The 20,298-nt window shown below is 38.3% G+C and carries 28 protein-coding genes; 17 read left to right on the forward strand and 11 right to left on the reverse strand.

All coding sequences use genetic code 11. From position 1 onward, the window contains the following. Positions 1-13: 13 nt before the first annotated feature. On the forward strand, positions 14-1,165 hold the full coding sequence (locus tag AC0VYO_RS03305; RefSeq protein WP_475368388.1) for a dihydrolipoamide acetyltransferase family protein: 1,152 nt from the start codon (positions 14-16) through the stop codon (positions 1,163-1,165). Further along, positions 1,165-2,562, forward strand: coding sequence for a dihydrolipoyl dehydrogenase family protein (locus AC0VYO_RS03310; protein ID WP_475368389.1), 1,398 nt, complete (start codon positions 1,165-1,167; stop codon positions 2,560-2,562). The genes AC0VYO_RS03305 and AC0VYO_RS03310 overlap by 1 nt, the downstream gene beginning before the upstream one ends. A 55-nt stretch (positions 2,563-2,617) precedes the next feature. On the opposite strand, the gene AC0VYO_RS03315 is transcribed toward AC0VYO_RS03310, so the two are convergent. Together AC0VYO_RS03315 and AC0VYO_RS03320 are read right to left on the reverse strand one after the other, a co-directional pair. Beyond that, a complete protein-coding gene (locus tag AC0VYO_RS03315) occupies positions 2,618-2,791 on the reverse strand; it encodes a hypothetical protein (RefSeq protein ID WP_430246841.1) in 174 nt (57 codons plus the stop codon). Between the two features lie 69 nt (positions 2,792-2,860). After that, positions 2,861-3,430 carry a helix-turn-helix domain-containing protein gene (locus AC0VYO_RS03320; protein ID WP_475368390.1) on the reverse strand — a complete coding sequence of 190 codons (570 nt, stop codon included), beginning with the start codon at positions 3,428-3,430 and terminating at the stop codon, positions 2,861-2,863. A gap of 111 nt (positions 3,431-3,541) precedes the next feature. Between AC0VYO_RS03320 and AC0VYO_RS03325 the strand changes: the two genes are divergently transcribed. The 8 genes from AC0VYO_RS03325 (at position 3,542) to AC0VYO_RS03360 (ending at position 8,792) form a co-directional block, all read left to right on the forward strand. Further along, positions 3,542-4,246 carry an AzlC family ABC transporter permease gene (locus AC0VYO_RS03325; RefSeq protein ID WP_475368391.1) on the forward strand — a complete coding sequence of 235 codons (705 nt, stop codon included), beginning with the start codon at positions 3,542-3,544 and terminating at the stop codon, positions 4,244-4,246. After that, entirely contained in the window at positions 4,239-4,544 is a 306-nt protein-coding gene (locus AC0VYO_RS03330) for an AzlD domain-containing protein (RefSeq protein WP_194220230.1), read from the forward strand. The genes AC0VYO_RS03325 and AC0VYO_RS03330 overlap by 8 nt, the downstream gene beginning before the upstream one ends. Positions 4,545-4,635: 91 nt before the next feature. After that, positions 4,636-4,758, forward strand: a complete 123-nt coding sequence (locus tag AC0VYO_RS03335; RefSeq protein ID WP_255622949.1) for a hypothetical protein — start codon at positions 4,636-4,638, stop codon at positions 4,756-4,758. A 203-nt stretch (positions 4,759-4,961) separates the two neighbouring features. Further along, a complete protein-coding gene (locus AC0VYO_RS03340; RefSeq protein WP_475368392.1) occupies positions 4,962-5,834 on the forward strand; it encodes a Cof-type HAD-IIB family hydrolase in 873 nt (290 codons plus the stop codon). Between the two features lie 132 nt (positions 5,835-5,966). Continuing rightward, entirely contained in the window at positions 5,967-6,218 is a 252-nt protein-coding gene (locus AC0VYO_RS03345) for a hypothetical protein (RefSeq protein WP_194220228.1), read from the forward strand. A 211-nt stretch (positions 6,219-6,429) separates the two neighbouring features. Then, positions 6,430-7,698: a M48 family metallopeptidase gene (locus tag AC0VYO_RS03350; protein WP_475368393.1), complete on the forward strand. Its 1,269-nt coding sequence runs from the start codon at positions 6,430-6,432 to the stop codon at positions 7,696-7,698. 131 nt (positions 7,699-7,829) lie between these two features. Continuing rightward, positions 7,830-8,252, forward strand: a complete 423-nt coding sequence (locus AC0VYO_RS03355; protein ID WP_404683982.1) for a YueI family protein — start codon at positions 7,830-7,832, stop codon at positions 8,250-8,252. Between the two features lie 3 nt (positions 8,253-8,255). Then, positions 8,256-8,792 carry a redoxin domain-containing protein gene (locus AC0VYO_RS03360; protein ID WP_430246831.1) on the forward strand — a complete coding sequence of 179 codons (537 nt, stop codon included), beginning with the start codon at positions 8,256-8,258 and terminating at the stop codon, positions 8,790-8,792. Between the two features lie 57 nt (positions 8,793-8,849). On the opposite strand, the gene AC0VYO_RS03365 is transcribed toward AC0VYO_RS03360, so the two are convergent. Next, complete coding sequence (locus tag AC0VYO_RS03365) at positions 8,850-10,187, reverse strand: DUF2254 domain-containing protein (RefSeq protein WP_475368394.1); 1,338 nt, start codon at positions 10,185-10,187, stop codon at positions 8,850-8,852. Positions 10,188-10,345: 158 nt separating this feature from the next. On the opposite strand from AC0VYO_RS03365, the gene AC0VYO_RS03370 reads away from it, so the two are divergent. Next, positions 10,346-10,519 carry a hypothetical protein gene (locus AC0VYO_RS03370; RefSeq protein WP_430246825.1) on the forward strand — a complete coding sequence of 58 codons (174 nt, stop codon included), beginning with the start codon at positions 10,346-10,348 and terminating at the stop codon, positions 10,517-10,519. Positions 10,520-10,616: 97 nt separating this feature from the next. Here the strand turns inward: AC0VYO_RS03370 and AC0VYO_RS03375 are convergent, their stop codons facing one another. Together AC0VYO_RS03375 and AC0VYO_RS03380 are read right to left on the reverse strand one after the other, a co-directional pair. After that, entirely contained in the window at positions 10,617-10,838 is a 222-nt protein-coding gene (locus AC0VYO_RS03375; RefSeq protein ID WP_430246823.1) for a hypothetical protein, read from the reverse strand. Then, positions 10,838-11,398 (reverse strand): histidine phosphatase family protein, encoded by a 561-nt coding sequence (locus tag AC0VYO_RS03380; RefSeq protein WP_475366547.1) that lies wholly within the window; start codon positions 11,396-11,398, stop codon positions 10,838-10,840. The genes AC0VYO_RS03375 and AC0VYO_RS03380 overlap by 1 nt, the downstream gene beginning before the upstream one ends. A gap of 245 nt (positions 11,399-11,643) precedes the next feature. Between AC0VYO_RS03380 and AC0VYO_RS03385 the strand changes: the two genes are divergently transcribed. Continuing rightward, the gene (locus tag AC0VYO_RS03385) at positions 11,644-12,204 is read left to right on the forward strand and encodes a GNAT family N-acetyltransferase (protein ID WP_430246821.1); all 561 of its coding nucleotides are present in this window, start codon (positions 11,644-11,646) and stop codon (positions 12,202-12,204) included. 63 nt (positions 12,205-12,267) lie between these two features. Here the strand turns inward: AC0VYO_RS03385 and cls are convergent, their stop codons facing one another. Together cls and AC0VYO_RS03395 are read right to left on the reverse strand one after the other, a co-directional pair. Further along, positions 12,268-13,767 carry a cardiolipin synthase gene (cls, locus tag AC0VYO_RS03390; RefSeq protein WP_475366548.1) on the reverse strand — a complete coding sequence of 500 codons (1,500 nt, stop codon included), beginning with the start codon at positions 13,765-13,767 and terminating at the stop codon, positions 12,268-12,270. Positions 13,768-13,818: 51 nt separating this feature from the next. Further along, a complete protein-coding gene (locus tag AC0VYO_RS03395; RefSeq protein WP_283152996.1) occupies positions 13,819-14,226 on the reverse strand; it encodes a DUF948 domain-containing protein in 408 nt (135 codons plus the stop codon). A 217-nt stretch (positions 14,227-14,443) separates the two neighbouring features. On the opposite strand from AC0VYO_RS03395, the gene AC0VYO_RS03400 reads away from it, so the two are divergent. From AC0VYO_RS03400 to AC0VYO_RS03415, 4 genes are all read left to right on the forward strand, one after another. Beyond that, a complete protein-coding gene (locus AC0VYO_RS03400) occupies positions 14,444-15,142 on the forward strand; it encodes an AIM24 family protein (protein WP_283152995.1) in 699 nt (232 codons plus the stop codon). A gap of 15 nt (positions 15,143-15,157) precedes the next feature. Further along, positions 15,158-15,916, forward strand: a complete 759-nt coding sequence (locus AC0VYO_RS03405; protein WP_475368395.1) for a GNAT family N-acetyltransferase — start codon at positions 15,158-15,160, stop codon at positions 15,914-15,916. A gap of 91 nt (positions 15,917-16,007) precedes the next feature. Beyond that, a complete protein-coding gene (locus tag AC0VYO_RS03410; RefSeq protein WP_194220215.1) occupies positions 16,008-16,448 on the forward strand; it encodes a macro domain-containing protein in 441 nt (146 codons plus the stop codon). Positions 16,449-16,617: 169 nt separating this feature from the next. Continuing rightward, positions 16,618-16,998: a KGG domain-containing protein gene (locus tag AC0VYO_RS03415; protein WP_194220214.1), complete on the forward strand. Its 381-nt coding sequence runs from the start codon at positions 16,618-16,620 to the stop codon at positions 16,996-16,998. A 107-nt stretch (positions 16,999-17,105) separates the two neighbouring features. Here AC0VYO_RS03415 and AC0VYO_RS03420 read toward each other — a convergent pair whose 3' ends face one another. The 3 genes from AC0VYO_RS03420 to ymzB form a co-directional block, all read right to left on the reverse strand. After that, positions 17,106-17,303, reverse strand: coding sequence for a DUF2188 domain-containing protein (locus AC0VYO_RS03420; protein WP_194220213.1), 198 nt, complete (start codon positions 17,301-17,303; stop codon positions 17,106-17,108). Positions 17,304-17,611: 308 nt separating this feature from the next. Then, positions 17,612-17,977 (reverse strand): DUF4870 domain-containing protein, encoded by a 366-nt coding sequence (locus AC0VYO_RS03425; protein ID WP_475368396.1) that lies wholly within the window; start codon positions 17,975-17,977, stop codon positions 17,612-17,614. Between the two features lie 107 nt (positions 17,978-18,084). Further along, positions 18,085-18,432, reverse strand: a complete 348-nt coding sequence (ymzB, locus tag AC0VYO_RS03430) for a protein YmzB (protein WP_194220211.1) — start codon at positions 18,430-18,432, stop codon at positions 18,085-18,087. A 115-nt stretch (positions 18,433-18,547) separates the two neighbouring features. On the opposite strand from ymzB, the gene mnmH reads away from it, so the two are divergent. Continuing rightward, complete coding sequence (gene mnmH / locus AC0VYO_RS03435) at positions 18,548-19,609, forward strand: tRNA 2-selenouridine(34) synthase MnmH (RefSeq protein WP_475368397.1); 1,062 nt, start codon at positions 18,548-18,550, stop codon at positions 19,607-19,609. Here mnmH and AC0VYO_RS03440 read toward each other — a convergent pair. Beyond that, positions 19,572-20,036, reverse strand: a complete 465-nt coding sequence (locus tag AC0VYO_RS03440; RefSeq protein WP_194220209.1) for a hypothetical protein — start codon at positions 20,034-20,036, stop codon at positions 19,572-19,574. The genes mnmH and AC0VYO_RS03440 overlap by 38 nt on opposite strands. Between the last annotated feature and the right edge of the window lie 262 nt (positions 20,037-20,298).

A 20,298-nucleotide genomic window follows, 5' to 3' on the forward strand; every position in this document is an offset into this window, starting at 1 on the left:
GGAGGGATCGTATATGGACGTGAAATTGCATGACATTGGAGAAGGAATGTCAGAAGGTGAAATTGTACAGCTTCTTGTTAAACCAGGTGATCAAGTCATAATTGATCAGCCGTTGGTCGAAGTGCAGACTGATAAAGTAACCGCTGAGCTTCCATCTCCGCTAGCGGGGAAAGTAGAAAGAATTCATGTAGCAGCAGGTGAAGTAGTTGAAGTGGGGGGTACGTTATTAACCATCTCTCCAATCTCTCAACACGTGGAGCAAACGCTTATTCCAAACCGAACGAAGCGAATTTTAGCTGCCCCATTCACGAGGAAAATAGCGCGAGAAAATGACGTTGATATCGAGAGGGTAACAGGTACCGGGCCAGGGGGACGCATTACAGACGAAGATGTTTTAAGACATATTGTCACGTTACAAAGTCCTCGAGAGCCTCAAGAGCAAGAAAAAGCAAACGAAACGAATCTATTACAAACTGATACCATTCCATTTTCAGCGAGACGGAAACAAATCGCAGCAAAAATGAAAAAATCCACTCTCACAATTCCTCATGTTACACATTTTGACGAAGTAGATGTGACGAATGTATTAGAGATGAAAAAGACTCTTCAAGAAAAAAGTGGCGTATCTATTTCTGTTGCTGCCTTTTATATTAAAGCAGTATGCCTTGCACTTAAGGAATTTCCCATTTTCAATTCGGAATTAAAAGAAGAGGAAGGTCTCATTTATTTAAACCCTGATATCCATATTGGTTTAGCAACGGATACGGAGGAAGGGCTCATTGTGCCTGTTATTCACGACTGTGACAGACTTTCAATTAAAGGCATTCACACTAAGATGAAAAACCTCCATCAATCTGCTATGAGTAATCAGCTCAAGAGCAAAGACCTTTCATCTGGTACATTTACGATTAGTAACGCAGGACCGCTTGGTAGCACTGGGGCTACGCCGATTATTAATTATCCACAAGCGGCTTTACTTGCTTTTCATAAAACAAAAAAAATGCCAGTTGTTACGGAAAAAGACGAAATCATTATTCGCTCAATAATGTCGATATCAATGACGTTTGATCATCGTATCGCAGATGGAGGGACATCTATGCGCTTTACGAATCGCTTTATTGAATTGATCGAACAACCTTCTCTATTTATAACGGAGCTTGTCTAATGGTTGTAGGTGAGATCATTCATGAAAAAGATGTTGTCGTGATTGGCGCAGGGCCAGCTGGTTATGAAGCCGCTCTTCGACTTGCGAAGCATGGAAGAGATGTTACTATGGTAGATCGATCTCGATCAGGTGGGGAATGTCTTCATAGAGGATGTATACCATCAAAACTACTGGCATCTTCAGCGAGAAAAATGAAGGAAACGGCTCCAGGGGTAACGATAGCGTCATCGTTTTCTATGGAAAAATGGCATAGCGAGAAAAATAGCATGATCGATTCCATGGAAAAAGGTCTTGAGATGCGCTTTAAGTCAAATAACATTGACTGTGTAAAGGGACATGCAGCGTTTTTATCTTCTGAGCGAATTGGTGTAGAACAAGGGGAGAAATTTGAAGTTTGGTCATTTAACGATGCGATTATTGCAACAGGGAGTCGACCCAAAACCCCATCCTTCATTTCAATCGGAAAAGAAAACATTTTTCCTGTAGAACAGCTCTATGCATTATCCTCCTTGCCTAATCGACTTGTTATTTTTGGAGCAGATTATCTTACGGTAGAGGCGGCGAGTACGTTTCGCTCGCTAGGTGTAGACGTAACGATTGTGACAGATCAAGAAGCGATTCTTTCTGAATGGGATGAAAGCATTCAACGTGAATGCAAAAGGCAATTTAAAAAGCAAAAGGTTCAGGTGTTCAGAGAAGTATCTGATTGCAGTGTAAAGGACGATGGTCTTGGATTGATATTCCGTAACCAAAACGGAGAAAACGTTGAATTAGAAACAGAAATAATTGCCTATTCGATTGGAAGGATTCATAATAGTGATTCGCTTGGATTGGATCAAGCGGGAATAGACTTACAAGAAGATGGATATATTCACATTTCTGAGGGATGTGAAACGTCATACCCAATGATCTATGCCTGTGGTGATGTAACTGTGGGACCCTCGCTTGCTGCGAAGGGAATTAAGCAGGCGAAGACGGCGGCGGATCGTTGCTGCGGTATAAAAGCCGCATTTACGCTCGATTGTCTTCCGCAAGTCATCCAAACTCAAATTCCGGTAGCATCTGTAGGTTTAACTGAGAAAGAAGCGAAAGAAGCAGGGTATGAGTTTATGACGGCAAGTTCTTCTATGCAAGCAAATGGTTATGCAACAGTCATGGGCCATACAGAAGGTCGGATCAAAGTCATTCGAGATCGACAGAGTCATGTGCTTTTAGGATTTCATGCTGTGGGTGCTGGTGCTGTTGAACTGATCGAAAAAGCAACGCTAGCTCTTGAGATGGGGGCAAGAGACGAAGATTTTATCTATCCTTATTCCCCGCATCCAGGATATGGTGAAGCCTGGACAGAAGCGGTTGAAATGACTGTTGAATCAGTAGTGAAAACAAAAGTTAGATGATAAAAGACCAGGCGAGCGAAAATATTTGCTCGCCTGGTCTTTTACATGGGGTAATTCAATGTTTTTTAATACTAGTCGTTCGGTTCCTTGTAAAAATAGCTAGTAAGAGTATAGCAACTAATCCTGTCATGTTGATGATTGTTTGTAGGGAACTGTTTTCGATAAAAAGGTTGATGGAGAAAGAAGCTACTACAATCAGTAGAGTCACTATAAATAAAGCTTTCCTCATCACAAAGACCTCCTAAAGAACTTTCTGAACTAAATGGGGAGAACTATATCTTCCGTATAACTCTCTGTCTTAACGTATAGAACTCGGATAGTGAATGATCATCATAGCTTTACATGATTCACTGTAAGGATTTCGATAATAATGTGGATAATTTGCAGTGAATCTTAAACTTTCTCCACTAGAAATGATGTATGACTGCGTATCAACCTCAAGGGTCATACTGCCTTCTTCAATAAATAAATATTCTTCAACACCACCAGGATGTGGATTAGAATGATAGTCACATCCTGGTTCAAGTTCAATATAAAACGTTTCAAACGATTTTCCTGGTTCCATCGGAAAGAGCGGGACCACCTTCATTTTTCCGCTTTCTTCAATTAATGGTTCGATTTCAGATCGATTGACTTTCTTGATAACAGGCTGTTCTTCATCGATGAATGCCGTGAAAGACACGCCAAGTCCATTTGCAATTTTCCATAGTGTATTAACGGTTGGGTTTGAAGCACCTCGTTCGATTTGAGCAAGCATTGGCTTGCTTACTGAGCATCGAGCGGATAGTTGATCGAGACTTAATTTATTTTCAAGACGAAGCTTTTTTAGTTTTTCGCCAATTTGTTTTGTTAGGGATTGGTTTTCCATTGAATACTCCTCTTTTAGTGTTACATATTTATCCTTATATTGAAAATTTGTTTAATATAACATACAATAAGTTTAATATATTGAACAATTTGTAGCAATAGGAGGGATAAAGTGGAGGCTATCGTAACAAAGAGTCATTCTGATTTTGTAGATGGATTAAAAGCAGGTGTAAGCATAGCGGTCGGATATATGCCGGTAGCTCTCACATTTGGCTTACTTGCAAGAACAACAGGACTAACGCTTTATGAAGCGGTCCTTATGAGTATTCTCGTCTTTGCAGGGGCTGCTCAATACATTACGCTTAGCTTAATTGCCATTGGGACAGGTGCCTTTGAAATTATTTTTACAATCTTTATTGTTAATATTCGCCACCTATTGATGAGTGCCTCTATAAATGAAAAAGTAGAGGCAGATACTCCATGGAAGAAAGCCGTTTACGCCTTCGGAATTACTGATGAAACGTTTACCATTTCCGCAACAAAAAAAGGTGCTCTCACGACAGGTTATATGTTTGGATTATGTCTGATTTCCTACTCGAGTTGGGTCATCTTTACAGGGGGAGGATACATTGCTGGGGCAAATCTACCTGAAGTGATTCAGCAGGGTATGAGTGTTGCGCTTTATGCCATGTTTGTAGGGTTACTTATTCCGTCTGCTAAAAAAAGTCGGAAGGTGCTTTTTCTTGCAGGGTTAGCTGCAATATTTAATAGCATTCTTACGTTGGCTCAGTTTCCAACAGGTTGGGCTATCGTGATTGCCACTCTGCTGTCATCCATAATTGTTGAATGGTTTATAGGGAGGGGAACGAATGAGTAATTCTATGATCTGGCTTATTGTCGGACTTGCAGTTGTCACTTATATTCCAAGAATGATTCCACTCGTATTCTTTAATTCTGATAAAATACCGCCTGTTATTCAAAATGTACTAAAGAACGTTCCCTTCGCGATTTTGGGTGCGCTCATCTTTCCGGGTATTTTAACAATCAATGATGATATGATGTTTGGTGTTATTGGGGCAGTGGCAGCAATCGTTGCAGCATACCTTGGGGCGAATTTAATTGTTGTTGTTATGTTTGCTGTTGCAGTGCTCAGTACGTATGCCTATTTTATTTAGCAAATGTGAAATTAATTGATTTGAATTTTTTGATTTTTGTGATATAAATAAATCAAACCTAATATCGAGAGTTAAAGAGGAGGAATGAAACATGCATTTGTTTCGTATTTTGATGGTTGGGTTTTTCTCAATGACCGCTGTGTCACTCGTCTGGTTCCAATCTGTCGAAGTAATATCCTCATTCATTGACTTTTTCTTTCAAAATAAAAAGTAACGTTTTGTTAAGAGCTTTCTTGAAAGCTCTTTTTTATTTGTTTAGAGCTATATTCGATTTTCGGTTCATTCGATCGTTCGTCACAGGGGTTAAATGAGCCAAATATCAACATCGTTTATTTTTTTATACAAGCATTACGTTTGCTATACTATTTAAGAAGTTTGAAAGAAGGATTGGACCAAATAGAAAAGGATGTTGCCCTAATGAGATGTATCTCAATTGATATGGATGGAACACTTTTAACGAATGAACAAACAGTCAGCTTTGAGAATGTTAATGCGATTAGAGAGGCACAGAGTCAGGGGATAACAGTTGTTCTTAACACTGGTCGGGCCTATGATGGTGCGATGAAGCCACTTGAAGGAAGTGGATTGGAAGTTCCTGTTATTTGTTATAACGGCGCAGAGATTCGCTCTGTTGAAGGAGAGATCTTGCACGCCATTTACCTTGATCGTCAGCAAGTCCAATCGATTAAACAAATACTTGATAGTGAAGAGATTTATTATCAGCTATTTACAAATAAAGGTGTTTTCACGCACGATTATGAAGGAACGATTGATTTAATCATGGATATGATGAAGAGTTCGAATCCCGCCCTAACTCCAGAAGAATTGAAGATTGGAGCAAAGCGTCAGTTCGAAAGCTTATCACTTAAAGCCATTAATGATTTTGATGAACTACTAGAAGATGAAAGCCTACATGTGTATAAATTCCTTAGTTTCTGTTTGGATGAAAGTCGATTAGGGCGAGCGGCATCTGCAGCTGAAAATGTACAAAAAACTGTGGTTACTTCTTCGGGTAAAGAAAACTTGGAAATTAATCATGAAGATGCTCAGAAGGGACTTGCGCTTGAAACATTTGTAGCGCAAATGGAGCTGGATATGAAGCAAACCGCCGCAATTGGCGATAACTATAATGACGTTTCGATGTTCAATAAAGCCTTCTATCCTATTGCAATGGGAAATGCGGACGAGCAAATAAAAAAACAGGCTTCATTTGTTACAAAAACCAATGAGCATGATGGTGTTGCTCATGCCATATATAAATTAATGGACGAAGACTTACTGTCTAATTAACCTTGTGAAAGATGTTTGATTTTTTTCACAACGGGAACCCTCTTTACAGGAAGGGATTCCCAGTTTTATTGGAGGTTTTCCGGGCCTTGTTTCTGCAGTCTTTGAATTACTCTGCTAAAGGAGCTGGAAAAAATGACATTAAAGCCAACCGAAATTGAAGAAAAAGCAACGTGTCGAATGTGTGAGACTGAGTATACGTGGTTTATTCCAATTGCAAAAGAACATGTATCTATGGAAGAACGGGTTGAGGCAACTGGAATTACGACGAAAAGTAGTCAGGCGCCAATTGTTGAACTGCAAGTTCTTGCAGAGTGTCCCGTTTGTGGGATTCTCAATCGATTTGATCACAGCTATGATAGAACGAACGCGTACGCGGAAAGTTAATAAAAGATTTAGAAAGCCGACAGGTCACTCTGTCGGCTTTCTATATGGAAAGAGTGAAAGAAGGATTTGGTTAGGCTTGAAAGAGAATGGCATGTTTTGTAGAAACTACATAGAAGAGTAGTTAGTATTCGCAATCGTTAAGGGGAAAGGTTCTAAAAAGTTGTTTTGCTCGTACTATTGATAATGAGATCGTATCGGGAGGAGAATGAAGATGAAGAAACGCATAACCTGGCTCATTCTGGGATTCTCCATTTACGCCCTGATCCTGGGACTCTATTTATTTAATTGGGCGGACTTCGGGGTACCTGAAGCATACAAGGGAACAGCGGCAGATCCAGCAACATTTATGACAGACAGGCAGTTAGAATTATCGGAGGAATATTCACGCTACAGAAGCTTTCTCTCGTTTATTGCGATTCCATATGAGTGGCTCATCTATCTTGGCGTTCTCTGGTTTGGATTATCAAAGCTCTTTAAACAATTCGGTGAAGGTATTTCAAAAAAACGGATAGTCGTTGTTCCGTTGTATATCATTTTATTAACAGCTTTTACATGGTTACTAACATTTCCACTGCACTATTGGGCGAGGTCTTTATCCGTTAAATATGGGATTAACACGCAATCCTTTTCGGGTTGGATGAAGGATGAAATGATCTCATTCTGGATTGATATTTTGCTTACCTCCCTTATTATCGGTGTCCTTTATGCACTAATGAATCGTTTTAAGAAAAAGTGGTGGCTCATTGCATGGGGATTAATGGTTCCGTACCTTGCTTTTATGATGTATATTCAGCCGGTCGTAATTGATCCTTTATACAACGACTTTACATCATTAACAGACAAAGAATTAGAAGAAGAAATACTCAGTATGGCTGATACGGCTCATATTCCTGCAGACCGTGTTTTTGAAGTGAATATGTCAGAAAAAACGAATGCAATGAATGCTTATGTATCTGGTATTGGCGACAATTTACGAATTGTTCTTTGGGACACGACCTTAAATAAGCTTGATGATGACGAAGTACTTTTTATTATGGCACACGAAATGGGTCATTATGTTATGAATCATCTATATGGAAATTTAGTTGGCGCTCTAGCAACGAGTTTTATAGGGTTATACCTGGCATATCGGCTTCTCGGGAAGATGATTCGAAAATGGGGCGACTCATGGGGCATTCACTCAGAATCAGATCTTGCATCTTTACCAGCATTATTGCTTCTTTTCTCGATCATGTCTTTTATTGCGAGTCCGGTAGAACTTGCGGTTTCTCGGCATGCTGAGATGGAGGCAGATGAATATGCCATTGAAATGACCAGTGATGTGGATGCAGCGATTGGTTCCTTTCAAACGCTGACGGTTAATAGTTTAAATGAAGTAAATCCGCCTTTCATTGTGAAATATTTTAAATATGGTCATCCAACGATGATGGAACGGTTGATTATGTTGAATGACTATGAAGAAGATGCCCCCACGGAATGATGGGGCATCTTTTTGCATTGAATCATCTTTAGTTTGAGAGGGAATCCTGTTTCAAGATACATGCCTTCATTTTTAACAGAACCTTCACTTTAAGAATGAGTGGAGATAGTATAGGATGAAGGTAGAAGTCAATGAAGCAAAGCAATTTACATGATGAGGTGGCAAACGTGAACGAAGATATTAAGAGAGTACTTGATGCTGGAATCTATGGTGCGCCAGAATTAAAACCGGCAGAAAAAGCGTTGTTCTTATCAACTTTTAGAGAGCGTGTATATGTTGCTCTTACAAAAAGGCAGGTTGCACAAAACAACGTATATCAAGAAGTGATTAATGAAATGAAGCGTATTCGGAATGGCATTCTATATTTAAATGGGGATTTATCTTACTCTATGCTTTCAAAATATATTAAAGAAGCGAGCAAAGCTTCCCTATCATTCACGATTGTGAATGATAAAGAAACAGATACTCCACTTGGACTTGTCCTAGCCTCAAAGCAGGATGCGATTGAACGAGAAGAGATCTTTGTTCGTGATGATCGCTTTTCGTTGGACTAGAGTATGAATAAAAAAGATCGAATGAAAATGATTAAGAAGTTTGTGCTAATCGTTCTCGCGATTGCTCTTCTATGGGGGATTTATAATACAGTTATCGCCGATCGAAGTGTAGGAACGGAAGTTGGCGATAAGGCAGCAGATTTTAACTTAGAAACCCTAGATGGAGAAGAAGTGAGTCTTTCAGATTATGAAGGGGAACCCGTTTTTCTTAATTTCTGGGCGACATGGTGTCCACCCTGTGAAGAAGAAATGCCGGATATCCAAAAATTTGCTGATGTTCATGGTGAGGAAGTAACAGTTCTATCCGTTAATTTCACTAAATACGAGCCAAAGAAAGAAGCGATTCCAAAATTTGTTGAATCACATGAGCTTCGCTTCCCAGTTCTTATGGATCGAGAAGGTAACGTAGGTGAGAATCTCTACCAGGTTATTTCTATGCCAACTTCGTTTATGATTGATGAAGAAGGAATTATTCGTGAGAAACGAGTGGGGCCTCTTACGCTGAAAGATATGGAAACATGGCTTGATCAAGTAAAATAATAGCAAAAAACGGTCTCTCTGGTGAGACCGTTTTTCTTATGGAGATTTCTAACGGGGCTATTCATGTGAGATCGGATGAAAAGCATCTTGAAAACCAGTTGCGTTCGCGAGTCGTTCAAGCTTTTCATTTATATAGCGATGATCGAACTTATCGAGCACTTTTGGATCAAAACCTCTAATTACAAACTGACCAAACTCCCATATAGTTTCGTGCGTATCATATTTATTTCCGTCTGCTGCTAATTCTAAAGAATGAAGAATCGAGCCAAGAACGGATACATCCTCTTTGGCATAATGCCTAATTTGATAGAAACTTTTATAGAGGTACGTATCATACGTAATAGGTTTTGTGATCACCCGTAAGTTTTTCTTTTCATCATGATACAGGGGGTGTGGGATGTGTTTTTGGCCAAGACGTGATAAAACTCTCCCAAGACGGTTGATGCAATTAATGGCTGTATTGGGATCATTAATCCCAGGTGAGATCGCTCTTAATGCAATTTCAACTAATTTTTGGATGCCATATTCTATGTCTTGATCAGTTGTTCGTTCTGTTCCAAGAGATAACGTATTAAGAAGGATATGAGAATCAGGAGAAGAATCCATTGATGCCCAATAAGAAAAAATCACCGTACCTTCATCAATATATTCTCCGATATCTCTCTCGAGGCGAATGATAAAATCTTTGTTTGTAGCAACCGAAATCAAATCAGGTAAATCAATATTTTGTAGGTACCCTGATTTAGTGGATCGAATGGCAATAGGTTTTTTCATCTTAATTTCATCCAATTCCCAAGAATCCCATGAGGCGATATCACCATGATTGGCTTCTTCAAAATCTAAAAAAGTACGGTCGATTGTTGTTAACGTATTAGTAGTGATATGTTGTATCAAATTGCCAACGAGAATCCAATTCGATACGTGATGGATAAAGAAAACGAAATAGGCGACACAGACAATGGCATAGATCACAGCGAAAACAGGTGCAAGATAGACAACATCTTCTTGACTGCTTTGTTCAATTAGGAGAAGAAGAATAATAAAGTAAATAATTCCTCCAACAAAAATTCCAAGCACTCTTTTCGTAATACGATCGGTAATGAAATTCTGCAATGTTCGTGGTGAGAAGTTCGATAAATACGTTGTTAAGACAACCATAATCGTCGAAAACGTAATGGTAGTCATTGTTAACATGGAAGATACGAGCGTGCTTAAAATAGTGACGCTTGTTTCATAGGAAGCAAAGAAAAAATAAGGAAGAACCATCGCGCTACCTTGGATGATCGTTCGGTCTATAATGAGCGTGATAATAGCTGCGAGAAAAGCGCCAACACCATAAAAAGTTGGAATAAACCAGAAGCTTGATCGGATTCGCTTGAATTTATTGTGCTCCATACCCCTTTTCCTCCAAAAAAGAATGATTTTGGATAGTATGTGAAGAAGGGGCAGTGTTTCATGCATTATCATTCTAAACGTGATAAAAGTAAAATAGGTAATTAGGCATTATTTAATTAGGGTATAGTCATAGAAAGGATACTAAGGAGGAAAAGCAGATGAAGATTGATCGGACGGGCATCGTTGAAAATTTCTCCGAAAAGAGATATGAGTACTGGGTAGTTGAGAATAAAGAAGTGAAGGTAATGGCTTCATGGATTAGCTGGAGCCTTCCTCAAGAACAAATAAATAAATGGATGGAAGAGATGCAGCTATCAGGTACCTCTTCTTGAACGAATGACTCACACTGATGAGAATAGTGACTCGTTAGTTAATGCGGTCTAGAAACCTCCTCTTAGGGGAGGCATCTTTTTATGTTTTTTGATAACTTCACTCAGTTTTCTTAGAAGAAGGATCATCCACCTTTTCTAGTGATTTCTCTTTCTCCATTTTTTTCTTAACAACTTCTTTTGGTTCCCAACAGTTAAACTGGTAGGTAGGCTTCGTTTCAAAGCCGAGTCTTGCGCATCGATAGCTTGTTGTTTCTGCTTTCACCACTTCAAAATGAATGCAAGTAGCGCAACAGTGGAAACGAGAATAGAGTTGAGACATTACAATGGTTCCCCCGATAACTTAACGTTTTGAATGGATTCGATCGTATTATTATGAAAAGTAAGGCAGAAGACGTCTGGATTCCGAAGTTTCTTCCATGTGTTGAACTGATAATCTGTATTAAAATGATGCAGTATTAAGGTTAATAAATTCCCATGTGTCATGACAAGACAATATTCTTTCGTATAGAGAAGGGCGTCATTTAAAACCGCAATACTCCTAGAAATGGCTTGCTGGCTTGATTCTCCGCCTTCAATGGTGTAAGACAGATCCACAAATGTTTGCTCAAGTTCTTCTAACCAGTTTTCAATAGGAACAGCAGATAACTTTCTCTCTTCTAGCCGATCATCAATAGTAATTGGTTTATCTAATTGAAGAGCGAGTGGCTCAATCGATTGAAGGGCACGTCTAAAAGGTGAACTATATAATTTATCAAATGGAATATGTCCAAGAGATTGTGCTAATTGAGTCGCTTGATTGCGTCCTTCTGCCGTTAAGGAAGCAGTAGATTCTTGTCCTGAGGCGCTACAATGTCTGACCAAGTATATTTTTTTCTTCAATGTGATCACTCCTAGAATCGTTTGAGCGTGCTTATAATCTATTTTACCATTCAGGTAGAGTGAAGAAAATTATTCATAGAATATTGAAACTTTTAATAGCGCTTATTCGTTATAAGATAGACCCCTTTTTTAAGAGATGTTTTACCCCTTGTTTGCTTAAAGAATGCCAGCCATTCTTTAAGCATTTTTTTATATGAAGTGTTATTGGGTGTAAATAATTCAAATGAGATATAGGAGTGGATGGCATGGAGATGGAGAGTTTTCCAGAACTAACTACAAATCGATTAAGATTAAGAGAATTAAGAGAAGATGATGCTCCTGTGTTATTGTCGATATTTTCGAATCCTCACACGATGAAATATTACGGAAGTGAGCAAATGAGCGGTCTTGAAGAAGTAGAAGGAATGTTAATGAGCTTTAAGAAAGGGTTTGAGCAACGGCAGGCGATGCGATTTGGAATAGAGGTTAGAGAGAGGGGAGAATTGATTGGTACTTGTGGCTTTCATAATTGGGCCAAGCGAGTCAATCGCATTGAAATAGGATATGAATTAAAACAAACTGAAGAAGGAAAGGGGTATATGACGGAAGCTTTATCAGCCATCATTCCCTTTGCCTTTCAGCAGTTAGATATGAATCGTATTGGTGCATTGATTCATCCAAACAATGCATCTTCGAGGAAACTTATAACCAAACTGGAATTCCAACAAGAAGGACTATTGCGTGATTATGTTCTCGCTGGTGGAGAGTATATGAATCTAATCATGTATTCTTTATTAAAAAGTGAATGGGAATCTTCTCGTCCATAATATCTGATTAAAATCATGCAGCTTCATAGTAATCAAATACCTCACGTTGATAGTACCTTCTCGTTATAATACCGGTGAAAACAGTCGGGCGAAAGATTCTTTTGTGCGGTGCTTAAGTCCACGCTTACTATAAGAGTCTTTTGTCACGCTTACTGAATCATTCAAATCATTTTGATAAGCTGCTACAAGGTCATGAACCGTTTTGGATTGAAAAAGAAACATATTTACTTCGAAATTTAAATTCAATGAACGCATATCCATATTTGCTGTGCCGATTGTGGCCAGATCATCATCAACAATCATAATTTTTTGATGGAGAAATCCTTTTCGATACATATAAATTTCTACCCCATAATCAAGAAGCTCTGAGAAGTAGGATCTTGTTCCGTATTGGGTAAGAAAGCCGTCACTTACTTCAGGAACAATGAGTCTCACTTCAATACCTCTCATAGAAGCCATGGCTAGAGCGGTACGGATGGCTTTGTTTGGAACAAAGTAAGGAGTAGCAATCCAAACTCTTTTTTTTGCAGAAGTTATCAAACTGAAATATAGATCGGACATAGCTCCTCGTTTTGTATCTGGCCCACTAGCCACAAGCTGAGAACCACCATCACCTTCGACATCATATGTTTCGAGGTACTTGCCATTTAGGAGTTCCTCACCACACATATAGGACCAATCCATTAAGAAAACGCCATGGAGGGCAGAAAGCACCTCTCCTTTAACAAGTAGGTGAGAATCACGCCAGAACCCCATTTGATTCATATCTCCAGCATACTCGTCACCGATATTTAAGCCACCTACAAAACCGACTTTACCATCAATGACAATGATCTTACGATGATTTCGAAAATTTATGGTTTGATTGACGAATCCATATTTAATTGGGAGAAATTGCTGTACACTTGCACCAGCTTCCCTTAGGGCTGTTTTAGAAGCTCTTGAAAGGTTATGGCTTCCGATTGAATCATAAAGAACCCTTACCTCCACACCTTCTTTGGCTTTATTAACGAGTAGGTCAATGATCGAGAGTCCGAGTTCATCCGAACGAAACGTATAATATTCCATATGTATGTACGTTTCAGCTTTTTGAATTTCATTTTTAATCGCCGTAAACGTCTCTCTACCGTTTAGCAAGAGGTCCGTTGTGGATCTCATACTAATAGGACTTGCAACCATCGTGGCAATAAGGTTTGAGAAATTTTGGTTTCGCTCACTTAGGTCATGCCATTTTTCAGAAGCTGGAAAGTTTACGTACTTCTTGAAAAATTCAAGGCCGTTCGTACGTTTCTCTTTAAATAAATGTCCCTTTACTTCTAGTTGACCAGAAAATAAAAAGAAAACATAACCTACAATGGGAAAGAAGATTAATACGTATATCCATAAAAGCGATTTGTATGGAGATCTACCTTCTAGTAAAAGTACGAATAAAATAGAAACTAGAATGGCTACATAAAGAATACCTGCAGCCCATTTCCATGATGGTGATAGTGATGTGAACAAGATGATCGAAAGTGAAGTTGTCATTAGAAGAAAGAAAATGATTTGTCTTGCTTGTTTCATAATATAGCCCACCTCATTTGAATTTGACCAAAAAAAGTAAGGGCATAGCCCTTACTCCGCATGTTTTGATTTCCGTTTTAGACGATATCTTCCCCATAAGTCAACAAGTTGATCACCAATTTCAGTTAACTGTGAATCTCTAGCTTCACGCTGCGGATTTGGCGTGTTTTTAATTGATGAAACAAGGTTTTTAAAGGGTTCAGGTGTGCCTTTGGCAACTTGAATTACGCCTTGAACGGTTTCTTTTTTCGATTGGATGCCTTCAGAAATGGTTGTAGTGGTCGCTGTTAATTGATTTGTTTCCTCAGTGATTTTATCTACTTTTTCTTGAAACCTCGCTGCGGTCTCAGATAAATCATTTAAAGATTTTTTGGTTTCTTTGAAATTTTGAAGGGCTATGTATCCCAGGTAAATAAGTGAAAGAACTACGATTGCAATACTAATGTAAACGATAACCATATGATAACCTCCTACTTGCGATTATAGTTAATGTTACCTTACCCTTAACATGATATGTGCAAACAATTTGATGAAAAAGAGATGAGTATAAGCAGAATTTATTTATTAAATACAAATAAATGAGTAGTAAGAGTTCGTATTTAACTGAAAATTAAGTAGAAAATTGAAACGTTTTGCAGTAGCTATTCGTAATAGTTAATTAGAAGGAGAGATGAAAATGAATCGATATTCAATAGAAGAATTTATTCAATCAACAGAACAAAAAGATAAAGGAGAAGGATTTTTCGAGTTAGAAACGCCAAGGATGTTAGAAGTTAATCTCGCAGGGCGTGTGTGGGCGAAATCTGGTGCTATGATTACTTACAACGGTCAGATTAAATTCGAGAGAGAGGGAATTCTTGAACACGGCCTCGGGAAGATGTTTAAAAAAGCCCTTACAGGTGAGGGAGCTTCATTAATGAAAGCTGAGGGAAATGGCAAGTTATATCTGGCGGATTCTGGGAAGAAGATTTCCATCCTACATTTGCAACATGGTGAATCAATTAGCGTAAATGGAAACGATTTACTCGCATTTGAAGATGGCATCCAGTGGGATATCAAAATGATGAAACGGATTACTGGAATGATGGCAGGTGGATTATTTAATGTCACTTGTCAGGGTCCGGGAATGGTTGCCATTACAAGCCACTATGAACCACTAACAATTCGAGTAACTCCGGGAAAACCAGTCATTACAGATCCTAATGCAACGGTTGCCTGGTCAGGTCAATTGCAGCCGAATTTTCAAACAGATGTGTCGCTGAAGTCCTTCTTTGGAAGAGGCAGTGGTGAATCGGTTCAAATGAGATTTGAAGGAGAAGGGTTTGTTGTCGTTCAACCATTTGAAGAAGTATATATGCAAAATAATCAGGGGTAACGTATGGTTTTCTCATTGAATGAACATGAAAAACAGCTAGGTGTCAAATTACTTGATGGAAGACCTTACTACCTTTCAATCGAAGGTGTAGATAAACTCAAGAGTAGTCCTGAATTTGATTTGTTACTTGATCGGTTGAATGTTGCTCTAGAATCAAAAGAGGTTCTTCACTGTACGGTAACGGTAGAAGCATGCTCCGAATTAAAAATACAGGTGCTAGAAAATAATTTTTTTGCTTTAAAGTCTGAGTCCATCGACTATTATAAAAGTTTTCAAATGGAAAAAATGCATTCTAATCACAATAGTAGTATTACTTATAAGCTAGTTGATGAGAGGGATATCAAACTCTTTCTTGAATTGTGGCAAGCCTGTTCAGAGGGATCACTTAATGCTCCTTCCGCTCACCCTATCGAAATGCAGTATGAAGCGATGAAGCAAGAAATTGGTGAGCAGTACAAATCTAGCTGCTATTCTGTTTATTGGAATAAATACCTCTTAGGCGTAGTTATTCCAATTATCGAACCGGGCACGGAAGAAGAAGGTAGACTATTTTACATGGGTGTATTGCCCCAGCAGCGTGGGAAAGGATTCGGAAAGCTATTACATCAGCTGGGTTTGTTTCTTTTGCAAGAAAAAGGCGCCACTTATTATATAGGTAGTACAGGTATAGAAAACAAACCAATGCAACAAATATTTCAATATAATGACTGTCATCCAGTTTTTCATACAGTTACGTATACAAAAGCGAGTTCAGAAGTGCGAAACTTATCATAATATGCTGAAGGAAGTAAAATATTCCTATTGAAATTAATAGAATTTTCATTATAATCATACAAAAGGGTTCTTTACGAAGGAGAGTGCATGTATGATTCGTTTTGAAAAAGGCAACCTTCTTAAAAGTGACTGTACTGTAATTGCACATCAATGCGACTGTTTTAATGCAATGGATGTTGGCATTGCGAAATCAGTAAAAGAAACGTACCCTGAAGCCGCTAAAGCAGATGAAGACTTTCCGTTTTCTCCGAAGAAGAAGTTAGGTAAATGCTCGTTTGCTTTAAGTCGAGATAATAAGCGTATTATTGCTAATCTGTATGGACAGTATAAGCCAGCTGGACTTCAAACCAATTATCCCGCCTGGTTGAAATCATTTGAACATATGATAAAGGAACTGAAACCGTTCGAGGAAAAAGGGTTTAAAATCAAAATCGGCTGTGGCATTGATAAAGACGATTTGATCAATGTCAAAAAGTCTCTTGAGAAACTTTCTAAGAAATATGAGAAACCAATCCATGTTTACTATTCTTAATTTAAACGCTCCCAATGTTGGGAGCGTTTTTTGTCGGATAAGAACTAGTATTAGTAAGATAGAATCAAAAATGTAAAAAGAAACCATTTTCCCGTTTATCAATTGAGTAAGGTGGAATACAACAAGTGTAGCGCAAGATGTAAAAAAATTACTAGAGGAGGTTTTTTAAATGGCTAACAATAGTAATGACAAAATGAGCAGAGAAGAAGCAGGACGTAAAGGTGGCAAAAAAACATCAAGAGAACATAACAAAGAGTTTTATCAGGATATTGGAGAAAAAGGTGGAGAAAAAACAGCAAAAGAGCATGATCAAGAGTTCTATCAAGAGATAGGAGAAAAGGGCGGTAATAAAACGGCTCAAGAGCATGATAAAGAATTCTTCGAGGAAATTGGAGAAAAGGGTGGTAAGAAAACCGCTCGAGAACACGATAAAGAGTTTTATCAAGAAATTGGAGAAAAAGGTGGAAACCAAACATCCAAAAATCAAGATAAAGAATTCTATGAGGAAATTGGGAAAAAGGGTGGAAAAAAGAGCGGCGGAAACAAATAGAAACAGTAAAGAGCGAAGGGATTTCCCTTCGTTCTTTTTAATGAAATCCTATTTGAAATAAAAATAAAGAAGCCCTCCGTAAGCTACGGAGGGCTTCTTTATGTAGATTAAAATGAGCGTTCTTCTTCAACTTCATGCTGTTCATTTAAAATCAATAGGCGACTTGGAGAATCTCCTTTAGCCATTTCCTCTGCTTTTTCAATAGCTGTTGAGCGCATATCGTAGAGGTCTGTTGGAGCGACGTCCTCAATTTTAACGTACCAACCTGTTACATCTTTATTTGGTGCTACTGTAAATTCCTTCATGAATAAATCCTCCTTTAAGCTGTGTATAAGGAACAATTCCCATCATATGTAGTGATGAAACCTGCTTTTAAGAGAATTAAAAAAACCAGCGCATTGACGCTGGTTTTACTGTGGACGTGAAATTATGTAGAAACCAATAACAAAAGCAATAGGAACGATCCAAACCATAAAGGCAAGTGCCCATACAGTAAAACGGTTCCATTCTTTTTCCTTAACAGCCAAGAGCAGACCCTCCACATCATAAGTTTAGTTTCATTATAACATGGACATACCTAAATTATGTGTAAACGCTTGAAATTCTTGAAAATTCAAGATACAAATCGAATGGTTAAGGGGTAGCGATATAAAGTGCCCTGATTCGACTTGACCGATGCAATCACAATAAAGATAAGGTGCATGACAAGTAGAATAGGGAGAAGGATAAGCCCTATAAGGACTAGACTTAAGATCCCAGCAATGACTAGATAGAGTGTCATACTTATTTGGAAGTTAATGGATTCTTTTCCTTGATCATCGATAAACGGTTCATCTTCTCTTTTAATTGACCAGAGGATGATTGGACCAATAATATGTCCCAGAGGAATTAAATAACCACTCAATGCAGAGAGATGAACATACATAGCCCATTGTCTTATTGTTTGATCAGGAACCGTTGTTACGTCTTTATTATCCATCTCAATACCTCCCTATATAGCTCATCTATGATCAGCATATTACTCATTATTTTAAGATATGCCTTTAATAAAGTAGGCAACAAAAAAAGGAACCACCTTTGGTTCCTTTAATTGGAATTGTAGTTGATGTGATAAGACGCGCGTTCTGTAAGTACGATCAGCTCGTCTGAATGCTTTTTAACATCGTTTATATCTTCTAAAGGAATTTCAAAAGTGGAGTGTGGAAGAGGGGCTGTAGCTTCGTCTGAAATGACTTTGCCCTCGCCTTTAAGTTGAAGGAGTGTCGAAGCCGTGTAATCATCGACGGTCTCCCCTCTGTGTTGAAATACAAAATCTTCGAGTTTCATGATGGTTTTATCGAGATCGTCTTGTTCTTTTTTCTCAATGATAAGATGTCCGCCTACCCATTCAGTAAGCGTGTTACGAACTTCTGTTAGCATAGTTGACGCATTCATTTTATCACCTCACTATCAAATTTCCCCATTTATACATTGGATAAACAGTACAAATGAACTTGGCAAAGAGATGATGATATACTTGTGCTATGTAAATATATAAAGGATGAATGTCATGAAAACAATAACAATCGATGAAGTTTTGGAAAGCAAGATGCTCTTATTGGATGTTCGTACACCGGCAGAATATGAAAAGTTTCATATCCCAGGTGCTGTGAACCTACCTATTTTCTCTAATGAAGAAAGAGAAATTGTCGGAACAACATATAAGAAAAAAGGAACTGAAGCAGCGAAGGAATTAGGGATTTCTCTTGTTTCGCCCTTACTTCCTGAGTTTTATAAACGAGCGAAGGAAATAACAAAAGGTAAAGAATTTGCTATTTACTGCTGGCGAGGCGGAATGAGAAGTAAAAGTTTGACAGTTATTTTTGACATGATGGGACTGCCATGCCGACAGCTAGAAGGAGGTATTCGTTCCTACAGACAAAAAGTGACGGCTGGTTTAGAATACTTAGCGAATCAGACGACACCCTATCTTGTTTTGGAAGGACTAACCGGTACATCTAAAACTGAAATACTGAATGATTTAGAAGAGAAGGGCTATCCTGTTCTTGATCTTGAGGGACTTGCAGCTCATCGAGGTTCTGTATTTGGAAGAGTTGATTTGCCTGAAAGAAGTCAAAAAGAATTTGAAGCCATGCTATACCATAGACTAGGAGAAATTGGAGAAACGTCTTATTACATCATTGAATCTGAAAGTAAGCGACTTGGAAATATTATCATTCCAGAGTTTATTTTAGAAGGCAAACAAAAAGGGACGCGTATACAAGTCCACGCCCCGCTTTCTTATCGAATTCGTACGATCTTAAATACGTATCATCCTGAACATCATCACGAAGAAATCACAGGAGCTATTAACAAAATTGAGAAGCGATTTTCGAATGAAGATAAAGAAGTAATTGCCGATGCTCTTGCTGAGAATGACTATGCCTTGATTGTTGAACGGCTCCTGATTTATTATTATGATCCTCGTTATGAATACAAAGCATATGAGAACGAAGGTAACATTATTAACCTAACGTATGATTCACTTGAGGAAGGAACTAAACTTGTCCAGAATGAAGTAGATCGCTTCGAGATTAAGCTTCGATCAGAAGGCGAGAAAGTTTCGCTTTAATGGATTTTCTTTCTTCAGGAAGCTGTTCATTGTTATACCGTTCAATAAGGTCATCAATGCGTTTAAAATACAAGTGACTTACCCATGCGACATAGCTTCTGTAAACGGGCGACTTTAGAAAATGAATCAACATATTGTCGTCGGGGCCAAAGTAGTATGTTTTATCATCAAAGAAGGTAGAAAAGCGTCTGAAGGATAATTTGGTGAATGAGTTGTCCAATTCAAATCGAAATTTGTTGAGGGCATCCGGAATTAAACGAATTGTGAACACATCATCATTATCAAACATTTCCTTAGGCGTGGGTAAGATTAAATATGGATATTCCCGATCATCAAGGGCAATGAAGAAATCCTCAGGCGTCTCGTGACAGCTAGGCACTCGTTTGACGGTTGTTTCAACAATCAATTGATAGACTGAATCATTCATAAGATATCCTCCCTTTGTAATCTATCATCATTGTTACCGTACTAGTAAACTTGTATACCCCTTTGTCGAAAAGTAGTTATTACAATCTATTATCCAACCTCTGAAAAAATTCCTCTATTTCAAATATTACAAATATTTTTAAGGACCATATATGAATGATATTTTCCTGAGTCGTTAATCAGTTAGAAAAAAATAAAATTTGGATGAGCAAAAGACTTGAAAGTCAAAGATAGTCAAATTATAATATGGTTACAAGGTCAAA

It is taken from the genome of Anaerobacillus sp. 63XJN7_4_ISO-PGPR-S23-413, from assembly GCF_056173725.1.